This window comes from Variovorax atrisoli 110B, assembly GCF_000382045.1.
Classification (GTDB): domain Bacteria; phylum Pseudomonadota; class Gammaproteobacteria; order Burkholderiales; family Burkholderiaceae_C; genus Variovorax; species Variovorax atrisoli.
Genome location: NZ_KB907454.1, coordinates 171,983 through 185,788, shown reverse-complemented (window position 1 = coordinate 185,788; position 13,806 = coordinate 171,983). Strand labels below are relative to the sequence as shown.

Here is a 13,806-nt window from a genome sequence, read left to right as displayed (position 1 = left end):
TCAGCGCTGCCCGTCGTGCACCGACACCTGCTCCTTGGCGAGGCCGCCGAGGCGCGAGTGGACGCGGCCGCCGTCGGCCATCACCAGGGCGAAGAGGATCTCGTCGGGCCGGGGCGCATCCTGGATGCCCACCTCGAAGGTGTTGAAGTGGCTGCGCACGTAGGCCGCATGGATGTAGTGCAGCGGCACCATGAGGCGATAGCCGGTCGCCGCGACGACCTTGGCCGCCGGCACGATCGCCTTGGGGTCGCCGAGCACCTGGCGCATCGCCCAGCCGCCCGCCTCGTGCCAGACGGCGCCGTGCTCGAGCTCGCCGTTGACGCCGACGATCGCCGCCTTGCTGTACGCCTCGACCTTGTCCTTGCCGAGCGTCGCGACGAGTTCCTCGGCCAGGGAGGTGCCGAGGCTTCGCAGTTCCGCCATGAAGGGCAGCAGGTCGGGCTCGTAGCGCCCGGCGTAGGGGTTGCGGATCACCGCGCAGGCGGCCGCGATGCGCAACGGCTTCGCGGGCGGCGGGCCGCCCTCGTGGAACACGGTCTCCACGGTGAGGCTTCTCTTGCGCAGGGCGATCAGTGACATGGTGCGGCTCCTTCGTTCTTCATCTCGCTTGTCCGTTCATCGGTTCGTTCGTTCATTCATTCGTTGATTCACTGCCGGGGAATCTTCGCGTCGGCCACCACCTGGGTCCACTTCTCAAGCTCCCGGGCCACGAGGGCCCTCATCTCCTCGGGCGTGCTGCCGCGCGCCTCGCCGCCCATGTCTTCCAGGCGCTGGCGCACCGAAGAGGCCTGCAGCGCATGCAGCGTCTCGGCATTGAGCCGGTCGACGATGGGCCGCGGCGTGCCCGCCGGCGCCAGGATGCCCGCCCAGGAGCGCACGTCATACCCCGCGACGCCCTGCTCCGCGACGGTCGGCACCTTCGGCAGGCCGGGCCAGCGCTGCGGGCCCGTCGCCGCCACGGCGCGCAGCTTGCCCGCCTGGATGTTCGACAGCACCGCGGTGGGCGGCGCGATGATGAACGGCACCTCGCCGCCCAGCAGCGCGGTCACCGAGGCGGCGTCGCCCCGGTAGGGCACGTGCATCATCGACACGCCGGCCATCTTGGTGAGCAGCTCGCCCGCAAGGTGGTGCGTCGAGCCGATGCCGGCCGTGCCGTAGGCGACGGTGCCCGGCGCGGCCTTCGCCGTGGCGAGGATCTCGGCGAGGCCCTGTGCCTTCGAATTCGCGTTGACGACGATCAGGAACGGGAAATAGGTGACGGTGGACACCGCCTCGAAGTCGGCCACGGTCTTGTAGGGCAGCGTGTTGTACAGCGCGCCCGCCACGGCGTGCCCGCCGGTGGCCAGCAGCAGCGTGTAGCCGTCGGGCCTGGCGCGCGCCACCGTGGCCGCGGCGATCGTGCCGCCCGCGCCCGCCTGCGCCTCCACGACCACCGGTTGTCCGAGCGTCTTGCTCATCTCGATGCCGATGGCCCTGGCGATCGCGTCGGCGTTGCCGCCCGGCGCGAAGCCCTGGTAGAGCTTCACGGGCCGCTCGGGGTAGCCTTGTGCGAAGGCCTGCAAGGCCGGCCATGCGGCGGCCGACGCCGCGCATGCGGCGAGAAGATGTCTGCGTTTCAAGTCTTGTCTCCTGAGGCGGCGCCCTTTGCGGACGTCTCGCGCGATGCGTGTCGGTCGAAGGCCCGGGTGCGGCGGTCAGTCCTGCGCGACCACCGGGTTGCGCAGAACGCCGACGGCTTCGATATCGACTTCGACCACGTCGCCGGGCTTCATGAAGCGCGGCGGCTTCTTGCTCCAGCCCACGCCGGCCGGCGTGCCGGTGGCGATCACGTCGCCCGGCACCAGAGTGAAGATGGTGGAGGCGTACGCGATGAGGCGCGGCACCGAGAAGATCATGTGGCCCGTATGGCTCGACTGCACCACCTCGCCGTTGAGGCGGGTCTCGAGCTTCAGTTCGCGCCCCGGCGCGATCTCGTCGGCCGTGACCATCCAGGGACCGAAGCCGCCGGTCGCCTCGAAGTTCTTGCCCGAGGCTATCTGCTTGGCGTGGAACTGCCATTCGCGCACGCTCGCGTCGTTGTAGCAGCTGTAGCCGGCCACATGGTTCCAGGCCTCGGCTTCCTGGATGTCACGGCCAGGCTTGCCGATGATCACCGCCAGCTCGCCTTCCCAGTCGAGCGACTCCGACACCCGCGGGCGCACGATCGGCCCTTCGTGCGGCGTCTGCGAACGCCACACGCGCAGGAAGATCGGCGGCTGCTCGGAAAGCTCCCGCTGCATGCCGGCGGCCAGCACCTCCTGGTGGTGGTCCATGTAGTTGCGCACCGCGCAGACGATCTTCTCGGGCTTCGGGATCACCGGCAGGTAGCGCACGTCCGACAGCGGCACGTCGGCGGCGAGCCCCGCGACCAGCGCGTCGCGGCGCGCGAACTCCGGGCTGCCGATGAAGTCGGCCAGCGTGGCGTGGCCGGTGCGCCCGGCCAGTTCGACCACGCCGTCGTCGACGACGGCGCCCCAGGTTTCGCGGCCTGCGAGTGAGTAGGACATCAGTTTCATGCGTTGCTTCTTTCGGATGGGACGTTGCGTTGCACGGACCCGGCACGGGCTCCGTCTCGATGCACAGCTTAATGCACGAAGATATTTTTATGCACAAAATCAGATAAATGCATAGTGGTTTCCACGAAGGGATCCGGTCGCCGAGCGATGGCCGGGCGATGGCGAGGCAAGAACGCCGCCATCGCCAATCGCGATGCATCGCGCGGGTTCGGCTTCCTAAACTGCGAAGCAGGAACGACAGACAAACGGAGACGACACATGTTGAAGACGATGTTCCGCGCGGCCGCCGCCCTGGGTATGGCGGCGCTGTTCGGCTGCGCGAGCCCCTCGCTACAGGTGGCAGAGATGGGCAGCTTTCATGTCGGAGGGCGAGCCGTGACGCTCTCGGGCCTGCCTCCCAAGGAGCTGGTGTTCACGCCCGGCGCGCCGCCGCTCAAGCTCGACCCCAATGGCGACTTCGAGGTCGAGGCGCTGTACGCGCGCTACACCCGGCTCGCCAACCCCAAGGCCAGGTACCCGCTGCTGCTGTGGCACGGCGGTGGACTGGCGGGCACCACCTTCGAGACGAAGCCCGACGGCCAACCCGGCTGGGAGGACTTCTTCCTGCGCGCGGGCCATGACGTGTACGTGAGCGACGCGGTCGAGCGTGGCCGCGCGTCCTGGGCGCGCTATCCGGAGATCTTCAAGAGCGAGCCCTTCTTCCGGCCGAAGAAGGAGGCATGGGAGCTGTTCCGCATCGGCGACACCGGCTCCTACGCCACCGATCCCGCCAGCCGCCGCGCGTTGCCGGGCACGCAGTTCCCGGTGGCCGCGTTCGACCAGTTCGCCAAGCAGGCGATCCCGCGCTGGGGCACCAACGACGCGGCCACGCAGGCAGCCTACGACGCCTATGTGGACAAGGTCTGCCCCTGCGTCATCGTCGTGCACAGCCAGGGCGGCAACTTCGCGTTCAACTCGGCGCTGAAGTACCCGCAGAAGGTCAAGGCGCTGGTGGCTGTCGAGACCTCGGGCTCACCCGACCCCGACACCTACGACTTCGCGCGCGTCAAGGGCGTGCCCATGCTCTGGGTCTGGGGCGACAACCTCGGCAGGTTCCCGTTCTGGGAGCGCATCGCAGCGCAGCAGGAGAAATTCCGCGGCAACCTGGTGCGCGCCGGCGGCACGGGCGACCGCATCGTGCTGCCGGAGCTGGGCATCACGGGCAACAGCCACATGCTGATGATGGACCGCAACTCCGACCAGATCGCCACGCTGATCGACCGGTGGCTGGCGAAGCAGGGGCTGAAGAACTGAAGAAGCCCGCGGCGCTCTAGCTCTTGCCGACCCGCTCGGCAGCCGTGCCGAGCACCGCCATCACGTTGCGCTGCGTGCTGAGGATGTGCTCCTCCAGCAGCGCGCAGGCCGTGTCCGCATCGCGGCGCAGCGTGGCGTCCATGATCTTTCGGTGTTCGCTCGACTTGCGCCGCGCCGTCTTGCGAAAGCGCGCGGAGTAGCGGCGGTAGCGCTCGGCCTGGTCGAACAGGCTCGCGCTCCAGTTGCGCATGCGCTCCGAAGGGCATGCGGCCAGCAGCGATGCGTGGAAGGCCGAATGGACCTGGGTCCAGTCGTCGTCGAGCACCACGGGGCCGTCGCCGATGCGGCTCTCGATCTTCTCCAGGCGGTGGAAGGCGGCGACCACCGTCGCCTCCCATGCGTCGTCGCCGTTCGCGATCGACTCCCGCAGCGCCGGCAGGTCGAGCATGAGACGCATGCGGCTGATGTCCGCAAGGTCCTCCGGCGATATGTCCGCCACGCGGAAGCCGCGCCGCTCGTCGGAACGGATGAGCCCCTCCTGCGCCAGCCGGCTCAGCGCCTCCCGCAAGGGACTGCTCGAGAAGCCGTAGGCCGTCTGCAGCTCGTCGAGCTTGAGCTTCATGCCCGCGCCGTAGGTGCCCGAGAGCACGTCCTGGCGCAGCCGCATGAAGGCCTGGTCCACGAGCGGGAGCGTCCGCTCCTGGGACGGATCTTTTTTGTACATGTTTTCGATTTTATGCATAAACTCGCCGCCCAGAAATCGACAAGAGCACACCTTGAACAACGACCACCAACCCACCGTACAACTCGTCGCCATCTCCGGCAGCATCCGCCGGGCCTCCAACTGCACGGCCGTGCTGCGCAGCTTGCAGCCGCTGCTGCCCGCAGGCGTGACGCTGCACATCGCGCCGCTGGACGCCATCCCGCCCTACAACGCCGACCTCGATGGCGATGCGCCGCCCGAGCCGGTGGCTGCACTCAAGCGCGCCATCGCCGCCGCCGACGGCATCGTGCTGTGCTCGCCCGAATACAACTACGGCATGCCCGGCGTGCTGAAGAACGCGATCGACTGGGCATCGCGGCCCGGCTTCGCATCGCCGCTGAAGGGCAAGCCCGCGCTGATCATGACGGCCTCGCCCGGCACCGCCGGCGGCGTGCGGGCACAGGCCCAGATCCGCGACGCGCTGGCAGCCACGCTCGCGCGGCCGCTCGTGCGCCAGCATGTGGCCATCGCGAACGTGGCCTCGCGCATCCAGGACGGCCGGCTGGTCGACGCATCGACGCTCGACTTCATCCGCGTGGCACTCGATGAACTGCTGGCGGAGATCGCGATGCTCGCCGGCGCGCGCCGGCGGCCCGCGGCCTGAGGCGGCGCGGGAACCGCACTGCGCTGCGCCGCGCTCCCGCTTTCTGGCGACAATGATCCGCTCCAAGCCGACCATGAAGGGATCACGATGTCAGCCGACGACTGGTGGAAGCACGGAATCGTCTATCAGGTCTACCCGCGCTCGTTCCAGGACAGCAACGGCGACGGCATCGGAGACCTCGACGGCATCCGCGCGCGGCTGAACCATCTGGTGTCGCTGGGCGTCGACGCGGTCTGGATCTCGCCGGTCTACGCTTCGCCGATGGCCGACTTCGGCTACGACATCAGCGACTTCTGCGACATCGATCCGCGCTTCGGCACGCTGGAGGGCTTCGACGCGCTGGTGAAGGAGGCGCACGCGAAGGGGCTCAAGCTCATCCTCGACTTCGTGCCCAACCACACCTCGGAGCACCATCCGTGGTTCGTGCACAGCCGCAGCGCGCGCAGCGATGCAAAGCGCGACTGGTACATCTGGCGCGACCCGGCACCCGACGGCGGGCCGCCCAACAACTGGCTCAGCAATTTCGGCGGGCCGGCCTGGAGCTTCGATGAAGCCACCGGCCAGTACTACGCGCACTCGTTCCTGAAGGAACAGCCCGACCTCAACTGGCGCAACCCCGAGGTGCGCTCCGCGATGTACGAGGTGATGCGCTTCTGGCTGCGGCGCGGCGTGGACGGATTCCGCGTCGACGTGCTCTCCCAGATCGTCAAGGACGCGCAGTTCCGCGACAACCCGCTCAACCCCGACTACGTCGAAGGCCAGGACACGTTCCTGCGCTGGACGATGCTCCACAACACCGACCTGCCGGAAGTACAGCCCATCGTGGCCGAGATGCGCCGCGTGGTCGACGAGTTCAGCGACGCACATTCGTCGCGCGTGCTGATCGGCGAGCTCTACCTGCCCCTGCCGCGCCTGGTCGCCTACTACGGCCTCAATGCCCAGGGCGTGCTCGAAGGCGTGCAGCTGCCCTTCAACTTCCAGCTGATCGGGGCCGACTGGCAGGCCGCGCACATCGACCGGCTGGTGCGCGACTACGAAGCCGCCCTGCCCGCCGGTGCAGCGCCCAACTGGGTGCTCGGCAACCACGACAGGGCCCGCATCGCGAGCCGCGTCGGGCCTCGCATGGCGCGCCTCGCGGCCATGCTGCTGCTCACGCTGCGAGGCACGCCGACGCTCTACTACGGCGACGAGATCGGCATGACGGACGTGCCCATTCCCGCCGACGAAGTGCAGGACCCGTTCGAGAAGAACAGGCCCGGCATGGGCCTGGGCCGCGACCCCGAGCGAACGCCCATGCAGTGGAGCGCCGACGCCAACGCCGGCTTCACGACCGGGCGCCCGTGGCTGCGCCTTGCATCGGACTGGCGTACCTGCAACGTCGAGGCGCAGTCGCGCGATCCGGACTCCATGCTCGCGCTCTACAGGCGCCTCATCGCGCTGCGCCGCGCGCAACCCGCGCTGCATCGGGGCAGCTACGAAGCGCTGGAAGCCGGAAACGATGTGCTCGCCTATGCGCGCATCGGCGAAGGACGGCGGCTGGTGGTGCTGCTGAACTTCGGAGCCGCCGCGGCCCCGGTGCCGCAGGCATTGCTGCCGCGGCGCCCGCTGGTGCTGGCATCGACCGATCCCGCACGCGCCGGACCGGTCGATGGCGCCCTGGTGCTCTCACCCGGCGAGGGCGTCGTGATCGGCAACGAAGGTGCGGAAGAAAATCAGGACCCGCCGGTCTGAATCTCGATGTAGCTGCGCGCGTGCCAGCGCACGCGCAGCGGCCATTTCGCGTCGGTGACGGTTTCCGAGTTCACGTCCTTGCCGCTGCCGTAGTCGATCTGCCGATCGGGCCGCTTGTTGATGCCCACCACCAGCACGAGGCGGCTGCCCGCTGCGAGCCTGCAGGCGGTGAAGCGTTCGACCGTGAAGGCCAGCAGCTGGCGCTCGCCGGCCCGCAGCAGCCGGCGTCGCACGCGGTGGCCTGCATAGCTCGCGCGGAAGTCGTAAGGCTCGAACAGCAGCTGGCATTCGCCGCCCTCGGTCTGCGCGTAGAGCGAGACGCTGAAGTCCACGTCCTGCCGCGAAGGCGTGATGTCGAACACGCCGCGCAGGCTGCCGGCGATCTCGGTGCCCTCGGGCAGCGGCTCGCTCACAAAGCCGATGCCGTTGCGCATCGGCAGCTGGTTCACGCGCAGCGCGTCCGCCCACGGCGTGCGCACGTCGCGCCGGTCGGCCAGGTCGACCGACAGCCGCGCGCTGCCGCCGCCCTCGGCCGGCGAGGCCAGCAGGCGACGCGGCTCGTCGCGACCGCTCGTGTCGAGATAGAGGCGCAGCTGCGTGCGCTGCGGCGACTCCAGCGCCGGCGCATGGCGCCACTGGTCCGCACCCATCACCTGATAGTTGACGCGCTCCAGCAGCAGCGCCGGCTTGTTCGCGCCCTTGAGGACGTGGTCGATCCAGCGGTAGCGCAGCTCGGGCAGGTCGATGCGCGCGACGGGGTCGGGCGCGTAGCCGCGCAGCTCGGCCGCGGCGCCGCGCCGGATCGTCGTCGCGTCGTAGGGGCCCAGCAGCAGCGTCGTGTCGGCCTGCGGCCGGTTGCGCAGGTGCTCCTGGTGGAAGTAGAGCGCGCCGGCGTCGCCGCCGAAGTAGCCGGCGAAGCTGAGCACCGGAATGTCGATGCGCGCGAACTGCTCGGCCGATGGCAGGAACTTCTGCCAGTAGCGGTCGTGGCTCGGGTGCGTCAGCCAGGTGCGGATCAGCCTGCTTCGCTTGCCGAGCAGGACGCGGTCGATGTCCCAGTAGGGACGATTGCCGCGATACCAGCGTGCGTCGAGCGCCTGCCAGACCGCGTCCTGGTCGGCCCCTGCGGGGCTGCCTGAAGACTGGGGTCCGGGCGGGGGTTCGGCCAGCGCATGCTCCTGCGCCCAGCGGACCATCGCATTGCGGAAGATCTGCCCGGCCATGGGGAAGTCGATGCCCGGCGCCATCGGCGCGATCGTGGCGATGGCCTTGAGCGCTGGCGGCCGCCTGCGCGCCGCGGCCCAGGCCGCGTAGCCCGAATAGCCTTCGCCGAGCATGACCACGCGGCCGTCGCTCCATGGCTGGTGGGTGATCCACTCGATGACCGCCACCGCGTCCTCGCCGTCGTGCATGAAGGGCCACACCGCCCCCTTGCCGTCGGGCGTGCGTCCGCGCACGTACGCGGTGATGCCGACATAGCCCCTCGCCGCGCTGCGCCGGGCATCATCCTCGCCCGGGTCGAGCGTGAAGCGCAGCAGCGCCGGCAGCGCCCCGGTGGCGCGGCCGGGCCGCACCATGGTGGCGTGGATGACGCCGCCGCGCACCGGGATCCGGATGCCCGCCTCCGCCACGTAGCGAATGCGGTTCTCCGCGGCGAAGAGTTCGGGCAGCAAGGCACTGAAGCTGCGGCGCGACTGGTAGGACAGCCAGGCCCGCACGAGCGCCAGCGCATCGGCCTCGGGCAGGCTGCCCTTGTCGCGCCAGAGGTCGAAGGCCTGGCGCAGCTGCTGCGCGAACACGTCCGGCGGAATCTCCAGCCGGGCCATGACGGCCTGCGCCTGCATGTTGTCGAGCGGCGAGACCAGCTCCTGGAAGGCGCGTGCATAGGCCTGTGCGAAGGCGACGCGCTCCTCGGCCTCCAGCAGCCGCGCCCGCGCGTAGATGCCGTCGAGCGTCGCACGCTCGACCAGTGCGTCGAAGGGCTTGCCCTGGCGGCGCTCGCGCAGCAGGCGGCTGCTGTCCAGGGCCGCGCGGTAGGCGCCGCTCACGATCTGCAGTGCCGTCACGTTGGCCAGGAAGGCGTCCTTGTCCGCGTCCTGGTACACCGGCAGGATGCGCTCGGCCAGGTCGCGCATGAGCTCCGCAGCGGCGGGGTCATCCGGATCGCGCGGCGGCCGGAAGCCGAAATCCGCCGCCCGCGACCAGGTCGGCCAGACGGGCAGCGACAGCACAACCCGCGTCAACGCGCGGCGCACGCGGCTGACGGTCGACACGGTACGCCTCATGGTCGCGGCTCCTCGGGCAGGTCGTGCGGCGCCTTGACCAGGTGAACCACCTGCGTGAACAGCCGGTCGTGCGCCCCGCCGGCCGAGCCGATGTGGATGATGCCCGTGTGCGCGAGCTTGCCGAGCGCGCCGATGACGAGTTCGAGCGTGTCGTCGTCGAACGCGCCGAAGGCCTCGTCCATCACCAGCCAGGGCGGCGCCTGCAGCACCACGCGGGCGAAGCCCAGGCGCAGCTGCTCGTCCATGCTCAGCTCGCTCTCCCAGCGCGCGGTCCTGTCCAGCAGGGACTCCAGGCGCTGCAGGCCGACGCTCTCCAGCGCGGCCACCATCGCCTCCCTCGGATAGGTGGTGGGCTCCATCGCATACGACAGCACCTCGGCGAGCGTGCCGCGCGGAATGTAGGGCGTACCGCGCGGCATGAAGTGGATCGTCTCGCCCGCGGGCCGGCGCAAGGTGCCCGAGCCCCACGGCCACAGGCCCGCGAGCGCCCGGAACAGCAGCGTCTTCTCGGTGCCCGGCGTCCCCAGGATCAGCACGCACTGGCCCGGTTGAACGACGAGCGCCGGCACGTCGAGCCGGTCGTGGCCGCTCCAGGAACGGACCTCGATCTCTTCGAGCGCGAGCGTGCCGTCATCGCTCTCCTCGTAGGCGATGCGGCTGCCGCCGGACTGCGCCTCCAGGTCGGACGCCAGCTTCCGGCGCAGGTCGGTCACGCGCAGCAGCGTGGCGCGCCAGTCGGCAATGATGCTGAAGTTGTCCACGAACCAGCGAAGCGAGGACTGTGCCTGTGTGAAGGCCGCCGCGGCCATCATCAGGCCGCCGAACGACACCTTCCCCGAGAAATACAGCGGCGCTGCCACCAGCGTCGGCGCGATGACGGTGATCCAGCCGAAGCCCGCCGTGGCCCAGGTCAGGTTGGTCAGCCCGAGCACCACGCGCGACGTGGCCTGCAGCACGTCCGCGAAGTGCGCCGCGACGCGGCGCTTCTCGTCGGCCTCTCCGCCGGCCAGCGAGATGCCGTCGAGATGCTCGTTGATGCGCGTGAGCGAAAAACGCAGCTCGCCCTCGCGCGCATAGCGCTCGGCGTTGCGCGAGATCAGGCCGTTGCCGACCCAGTAGGCCAACAGCGAGCCGGCCACCGCATAGGCGATCGCCGCCCACAGCATGAAGCCGGGCAGCACATGGTCCTCGCCGTTGAAGAAGATGGTGAAGTCCTTGGAGAGCACCCACAGCACGCTCGCGAAGCTGCCGAACAGCATCGTGGCCTGCAGCAGGCCCACGCCCAGGTTGACCGACAGGTCGCACAGCTTGAGCGTGTCCTCGTGCATGCGCTGGTCCGGATGGGCCCCCATCGGGCCGCTGGCCTGGAGCCAGAACGCGCGGCGCGGCTGCAGCCACAGGCCGACGAGGTCGCTGACCACCGCCTCGCGCAGCCTCATCTGCAGGGTTTCGCTCAGCCACCGCTGCGCGACGTTCAAGACCAGCAGCGCGCCCGCGATCATCGCGAAGACGCCGACCTGCACCATGAATTCCTTGAAGTCGCGGCGCGAGATCGCGTCGTAGAAGGGTTTGTTCCAGCTGTTGAGCTCGATCTGCCCGTAGGCGGTGAGCGCCACGACCACGACGATGGCGGCGATGAGCGCGGCGAGCTTCTTCCCGACCGGAGAGACCCGCAGCGCGCCCACCAGCTCGCCGACCTGGCGAAAGACACCGACCCTTGCCACCGGCTCGTCGCGGGTCTCGGCGCTCGTGCTCATCGTCCGCGCGGCTCCTCGCGGCCGGCGAGCGCGGCGCGGCGCGCGAAGACGCAAGAAATGAACGCCGCATGGCTCCACGCCAGCTGCTTCGCGGAGGTCTGCGCGCCGCTGCGCTGGTCGAACTGCTCCGACAGATCGCCGCTGGCCGGCGTGTAGGCGCGCACGGTGGCGAGATAGGCATCGCCGCGCGCGATCCACGCGTCGCGATGGCATTCGTCGCCGCGCTCAGCCGCGCGGAAGCAGAACTCGGCGGCACCGAGGGTCGAGAAGTAGTACGCGCCGCCCGAGCAGTACACGTCGCCCTCGTACCGCCCCATCGCCGCGCCGCGACCCGCCGTACGGCCGTGGTTGATCGGGTAGGCCGCATCGAAGAGGGCATCGAGGCGCGCCAGCGTGGCCTGCATGCGCGGGTCGGCCGGCACGTGTGCCGACCCCGTGCCGGCACAGTGGATCGCCGACAGGATCACCGCGATGTCCAGCGCCTTCGGGCTGCTGGCGCCATCGGCCAGCACGCGCGAGCGGTAGTAGCCGCGCGCCTCTTCACCCTCTTTGCCCTCATTGCCGCCACTTCCTTCGTCCACCCAGTAGTCGTCGAGCATCCGCAGCACGGCCTGCGACTCTTCCCTGCAACGGGCCGCCTGCGCCGTCTCGCCCAGGCCCTCGAGCCATGCCGCGCCTTCGGCCAGCGCGGCCGCAGACACGCGCAGCGTGTAGTAGTGATGGCCGCTCTCCTCTTCCCAGATGTCGAACGACGGTTCGCGCCAGCGGCGCAGCGTGAATTCGATGTCGAAGCGGATCAGCGGCGCGACTTCGGCCAGCAGTTGCGCGTCGAGATGCCCGCCGGCCACCCATCGCAGCAACGCGAGCGCACGCAGCGGCGGCCCGTCGTGCTGCGGACGCGCCCAGCGCAGGATGTCGAGCGTGCCGTCGGGGTTCACCCGCGTCTCGGCGGCGACCGCATCGCCGTGGATGCGCGACAGGTCGTCGTCTTCGCGCAGGTATTGCTGCAACGCGGGAGCCACGCGGTCCCTGCGGCCCTTCGCCGCGGCCTCCACGCGACCGTCCAACCCGTTGAGGGCAAGGCTGAAGCGGGTGAAGTCGCGCAGATGCCGCAGCGCCTCGGCGCCGATGCGGCCGTCGAGGTGGAGCAGACGCAGCGCGTCGATGACGACGGCCGAATCGCGGAACCAGTGGAAGAAGTAGTCCGGATCGGGGTTGTAGTCGCCGAGCACGGGCGAGGCGACGATGGCGCCCGCCACCGGACGCACGGTCTGGCCGAAGCCCGCTCGCAGCTTGACGATCGAGGTCGGCGAGACGCTGGCCAGCATTCCTCTTGCCGAGTGGGCCAGCTGTGCCTCGAGCCAGGACTCGAAGGCGGGGTCTTGGGCGTTCGCCGCGCCGGAACTCACGGTGCGGGCGATCCCAGGTACGGGCTGCTGAAGTCGAGCCGGCGCAGCCCGGCCTGCACCTCGGGCGCGCTCATGAAGAGCTTCCACAGCAGGCCGGTGCGGTGGTTCTCCATCATCACGACGATGGGGCCCTGGTCGATGGCCAGGAAGGTGTCTGCGAACCAGCCTCGCGCCTCGCAGAACGCATCGACGAAGCCGTAGTCGCGCCACACGCGCGTGCCGTGCACGGTGAGGAAATGCCGCAGCACCTTCAGCACCTCGGCGGGCGCATACGGCAGGCTGGCCAATGCGGCCGTCGGCGAGATGGTGCCGTTGTCGTTGTTCGGGTCGTGCGCGAGGTAGCCGTCGGGATCGTCGCTGGCCGTCAGGCCCCAGCACGATTCGCCATAGCCGGGAAAGCCCCGGGGGTTGGCGATGCAGTGCGCGCGGTTGACCCGCACGTGGCGCGTGTTGAGGTCCCAGTAGTCGGCGTAGCGGTCCTTCAGGCCGTGCGGATCGAGGCCGCAGAACGAGTAGTGCGCGAAGAACAGCGGGCCGCCGTTGGGCGGGCCCAGCGGCAGTTCGATGCCGTGGTACGAGCGGCCGTTGAGGAAGTCGGGCCCCGAGGCGTAGCCGCGGTGGTAGACCCGCGGATCGATCGGGTGGGTGGGCGATGCCGCGGCCATGAAGTAGGTGATGAGGCACTCGTTCCAGCCATGCACCTCGTGGTTCATCGCCCAGCCGTGGTTCGGGCTCCAGTGCCAGTACAGGACATCGCGCCCGCCCTGGGTGAACCAGTCCCACTCGACCTCGTGCCACAGCGTGTCGAAGTCGGCGCGCAGCCGGCGCGCCATGGCCGTGTCGTCGTCGAAGTACTGGCGCGCGCAAAGCAGGGCCATGCACAGGAACGAGGTCTCGACCAGGTCGCCCGCATCGTCCTTGGGGCTCATCGGGATCGTCTCGCCGCTCGCGCCGTCCATGAAGTGCGGGAAGGTACCGTGGTAGCGCCTGGCGCGAAGGAGCGCGTCACGCATGCGGCCGAGGCGTTCCAGCGCCGCGTCGCGCGTGACCCAGCCGCGCTCCACCGCGACGATCAGGGCCATGATGCCGAAGCCGGTACCGCCGATCGCGACCCTCGCGTCGGCCAGGTCCTCGCCCGTGGCGGCGACCAGCGTGCGGCGGTCGAGCGCCAGGCCGCTGGCGGCATCTGCGCCGTCCCAGAAATAGCGGAAGGTCTGCCGCTGCACCGCCTCGATCAAGGCTTCGTCGGGCAGCGCTGCCAGTTCCTTCGGGTTCCTCTCATCCTTCAACACGAACGGCTCCTTTCGTTGTGGCCCAGGGTGTCACGTTTGGTTTCACCGGATCGTCGGCCGCACAACAAGTATCGGCGGCCCTGCCCCGCAGCATGCCATCATTGGGCCCCCGGGTTC

Annotated in this window: 11 protein-coding genes; 3 read left to right on the top strand and 8 right to left on the bottom strand. The window is 69.6% G+C overall.

Going from position 1 to position 13,806, the window contains the following annotated elements; all coding sequences use genetic code 11:
- The 3 genes from G369_RS0116935 to G369_RS0116925 all read right to left on the bottom strand — a co-directional run bounded on the left by G369_RS0116935 (window position 1) and on the right by G369_RS0116925 (window position 2,555).
- Entirely contained in the window at window positions 1-579 is a 579-nt protein-coding gene (locus G369_RS0116935; RefSeq protein WP_019655207.1) for an amino acid synthesis family protein, read from the bottom strand.
- A gap of 68 nt (window positions 580-647) precedes the next feature.
- Complete coding sequence (locus tag G369_RS0116930; protein WP_026346438.1) at window positions 648-1,619, bottom strand: tripartite tricarboxylate transporter substrate binding protein; 972 nt, start codon at window positions 1,617-1,619, stop codon at window positions 648-650.
- A gap of 75 nt (window positions 1,620-1,694) precedes the next feature.
- On the bottom strand, window positions 1,695-2,555 hold the full coding sequence (locus G369_RS0116925; protein ID WP_019655205.1) for a fumarylacetoacetate hydrolase family protein: 861 nt from the start codon (window positions 2,553-2,555) through the stop codon (window positions 1,695-1,697).
- Window positions 2,556-2,813: 258 nt separating this feature from the next.
- Between G369_RS0116925 and G369_RS0116920 the strand changes: the two genes are divergently transcribed.
- A complete protein-coding gene (locus G369_RS0116920; RefSeq protein WP_019655204.1) occupies window positions 2,814-3,848 on the top strand; it encodes an alpha/beta hydrolase in 1,035 nt (344 codons plus the stop codon).
- A gap of 16 nt (window positions 3,849-3,864) precedes the next feature.
- Here G369_RS0116920 and G369_RS0116915 read toward each other — a convergent pair whose 3' ends face one another.
- Complete coding sequence (locus G369_RS0116915) at window positions 3,865-4,590, bottom strand: GntR family transcriptional regulator (RefSeq protein WP_019655203.1); 726 nt, start codon at window positions 4,588-4,590, stop codon at window positions 3,865-3,867.
- Window positions 4,591-4,624: 34 nt separating this feature from the next.
- On the opposite strand from G369_RS0116915, the gene G369_RS0116910 reads away from it, so the two are divergent.
- Both G369_RS0116910 and G369_RS0116905 read left to right on the top strand, forming a co-directional pair.
- Window positions 4,625-5,215: an NADPH-dependent FMN reductase gene (locus G369_RS0116910; RefSeq protein WP_019655202.1), complete on the top strand. Its 591-nt coding sequence runs from the start codon at window positions 4,625-4,627 to the stop codon at window positions 5,213-5,215.
- 87 nt (window positions 5,216-5,302) lie between these two features.
- Window positions 5,303-6,946: an alpha-amylase family glycosyl hydrolase gene (locus G369_RS0116905; RefSeq protein WP_019655201.1), complete on the top strand. Its 1,644-nt coding sequence runs from the start codon at window positions 5,303-5,305 to the stop codon at window positions 6,944-6,946.
- Here G369_RS0116905 and G369_RS0116900 read toward each other — a convergent pair.
- Genes G369_RS0116900 through G369_RS0116885 form a run of 4 tightly spaced genes read right to left on the bottom strand, consistent with a single transcriptional unit; the run spans window position 6,928 to window position 13,689 of the window.
- Window positions 6,928-9,231, bottom strand: a complete 2,304-nt coding sequence (locus G369_RS0116900; RefSeq protein ID WP_019655200.1) for a CocE/NonD family hydrolase — start codon at window positions 9,229-9,231, stop codon at window positions 6,928-6,930. The two genes, G369_RS0116905 and G369_RS0116900, sit on opposite strands and share 19 nt — an antisense overlap.
- Entirely contained in the window at window positions 9,228-10,988 is a 1,761-nt protein-coding gene (locus G369_RS0116895; RefSeq protein ID WP_019655199.1) for an ABC transporter ATP-binding protein/permease, read from the bottom strand. Before G369_RS0116895 ends, G369_RS0116900 begins: the two co-directional genes overlap by 4 nt.
- The gene (locus G369_RS0116890; protein WP_019655198.1) at window positions 10,985-12,397 is read right to left on the bottom strand and encodes a glycoside hydrolase family 15 protein; all 1,413 of its coding nucleotides are present in this window, start codon (window positions 12,395-12,397) and stop codon (window positions 10,985-10,987) included. Before G369_RS0116890 ends, G369_RS0116895 begins: the two co-directional genes overlap by 4 nt.
- Window positions 12,394-13,689 (bottom strand): glucoamylase family protein, encoded by a 1,296-nt coding sequence (locus G369_RS0116885; RefSeq protein WP_157773707.1) that lies wholly within the window; start codon window positions 13,687-13,689, stop codon window positions 12,394-12,396. The genes G369_RS0116890 and G369_RS0116885 overlap by 4 nt, the downstream gene beginning before the upstream one ends.
- Window positions 13,690-13,806: the final 117 nt, after the last annotated feature.